The sequence below is a fragment of the Streptomyces sp. NPDC056527 genome (assembly GCF_042794475.1).
Classification (GTDB): Bacteria; Actinomycetota; Actinomycetes; order Streptomycetales; family Streptomycetaceae; genus Streptomyces.
The window spans coordinates 1-2423 of record NZ_JBHTTQ010000224.1 but is presented as its reverse complement, the minus strand read 5'-3'; the positions used below and the strand labels follow the sequence as shown (position 1 = coordinate 2423).

2 protein-coding genes are annotated in these 2423 nt (G+C 72.6%); one reads left to right on the top strand and one right to left on the bottom strand.

Annotation, left to right across the window (positions count from 1 at the left end; genetic code table 11):
- Window positions 1-293, bottom strand: a 293-nt coding sequence (locus tag ACFQ7Q_RS38015) for an FAD binding domain-containing protein (RefSeq protein ID WP_383563811.1), incomplete at its 3' end; no start/stop codon positions are given.
- 308 nt (window positions 294-601) lie between these two features.
- Here ACFQ7Q_RS38015 and ACFQ7Q_RS38010 point away from each other — a divergent pair.
- Window positions 602-2293, top strand: a complete 1692-nt coding sequence (locus tag ACFQ7Q_RS38010; protein WP_383563808.1) for a PucR family transcriptional regulator — start codon at window positions 602-604, stop codon at window positions 2291-2293.
- Window positions 2294-2423: the final 130 nt, after the last annotated feature.

The window sequence follows — 2423 nt, the reverse complement described above, 5'->3', positions numbered from 1 at the left end:
ATCTGCGGAGAGGCCACGGTGTGCGAGGCCAGCGCGAGACCCGGCAACTCGGCCCGCAGGCTCTCCATGATCTCGGTGTACGGAACGGACGCGCCGAGGCGGACGTTCTCCTCGCCGACCTCCCACTCGCGGAGCAGCTCGATACGGTTCAGGTCCAGGAGGTACTCGGGTCGCCGGTGGTCGAAGTTGATCTCGACCATGACGTCGGTGCCACCCGCGATGGGCACGGCCGTGGGGTGCTCTGCCTTGGCGGCGAGCGCCTCCTCCCAGCTGGCGGGGCGAAGGAAGTCCATGGTGGCTCTCTTCTTGTGCTTCTAGTGATCGGGGGTCGGTCTACTGGGCCTGGGGATGACCGGCCCTCGACTTCGAATTCATGTTCACGTGCTGTTAACGCGATGTGTGGCCTAGTACACAAGCCCGGCTCGCTGGGGTGCAGTCACCGAAAACATGAAGGAGTTGGCTGGTGTCCGGGTTCGTCTTGTAGATTCGAACGAAAGGCGGGGCTCAGTAACCTCGCCGTTTTCCCCTGGAAACGGTGGCACCAGCCGCCGACGACAACGCGACAGACGAGTGACTGACGAAAAGGAACGGCGGCAACGAGATGCGGCTGCGCGCACTGCTGGAAACCGACGCGCTGGGGCTGCGCCTGCTCGGTGGTGAGGACGAGCTGGACCGCACCGTCCGTGGCGTGATGACGACGGACCTGAAGGACCCCAGCCGGTACCTGTCCGGCGGGGAGCTGGTCCTCACCGGCCTCGCCTGGCTGCGGGAGCCGGAGGACGCCGAACCCTTCGTCCGGATCCTGGCCTCCGCCGGGGTGGCGGCGCTGGCCGCCGGCGAGGCGGAACTCGGCGACATCCCCGACGATCTCGTACAGGCGTGTTTGCGCCATCGGCTGCCGCTCTTCGCGGTGAACGAGTCCGTTGCATTCGCGACGATCACCGAACATGTTGTTCGACAGGTCTCCGGGGAGCGGGCAGGTGACCTGGCGGCGGTCGTGGATCGCCACAGGCGGCTGATGACCTCCGGTCCGGCGGGCGGCGGCCCCGAGGTCGTCCTCGACCTCCTCGGCTCCGACCTCGACCTGCGGGCCTGGGTCCTCTCCCCCACCGGCCGCCAGATCGCGGGCGCGGGAGAGCCGCTGGACGCCGGTCTCGCGGCCACACTGGCCGGCGAGCACCTGGCCGCCACCCGGACCGGACGGCGAGGACCGCACCGGCTGAACACCGCCGGATCCACGTACTCGCTCTTCCCGATCCGCAACACCGGCCGCGGGGCCCCGCCCGCCTCCAGGGACGTGCGGGAGACCGTCCTGTCCGACTGGCTGCTCGCCGTCGAGGCCGACGCGAGCGACTGGCCGGCGGCCCGGCTGGACCTGCTCCAGGGCGTCACCCAGCTCATCGCCGTCGAGCGGGACCGGCGGGACGCGGCGCGCACCGTACGGCGCCGGCTCGCGCAGGAGGTCCTGGAGCTGGTCCAGACGGGCGCCGCGCCCGCCGAGATCGCCGCCCGTCTGCGGGTCGCCGCCCCGGTGCTGCTGCCTGGCCTGGGGACCGCGCCGCACTGGCAGGTCGTCGTCGCCCGCGTGGAGTGGGACACGGAGGGCGGGACGGGCGCCGTGGACACCGGTCCGGTGGCCCAGGCGCTCCTGGAGGAGATCCTCGTCGACCCCGCGACGGTGGGCGCCGACTCCGCGGACCGGATCGCCGTCGCCCACCACGGTGACGAGGCCATCGCCCTGGTCCCGCTGCCCGCCGGGCCCCTGCCGGACAGCGAGGACGAGGGCACCACCAGCATCGGGCTGCACGCCGACGCGCTGCTGGCGGCGGTACGGGACCCGCTGTCGTCCGGTCTCGCCGACGACGGCCGCCTCACCCTGGGCGTCAGCGCGGCCGTGCACTCGGCCGAGGGCCTGCGCGGCGCCCTCGAGGAGGCCCGCCACGCCCGCCGTGTCGCCGCCGCCCGCCCGGGCCGTGTGTGCGCCGCGGGCCACCACGAGCTGGCCTCCCACGTCCTGCTCCTCCCGTTCGTCCCGGACGACGTCCGTCGTGCCTTCACGGCCCGGCTGCTCGACCCGCTGCGCGACTACGACCGCCGGCACCGCGCCGAGCTGATCCCCACGCTGGAGGCCTTCCTCGACTGCGACGGCTCCTGGACCCGCTGCGCGACCCGACTCCACCTGCATGTGAACACCCTGCGCTACCGGGTGGGCCGGATCGAGCAACTGACCGGCCGCGACCTGTCGCGTCTGGAGGACAAGCTCGACTTCTTCCTGGCGCTGCGGATGTCGTAGGGCGCGGAAGGCCCCGGGTGACGGGGGGGGGGGGGGGGTGGGGGCCTGCTTTGCGGGCGCGAGGGCGCGACGCAGTCCGGGCGCCGCCGTCAGCAGGCGCCGACCCACTCCCGCGCGCCGCCGGCGAAGG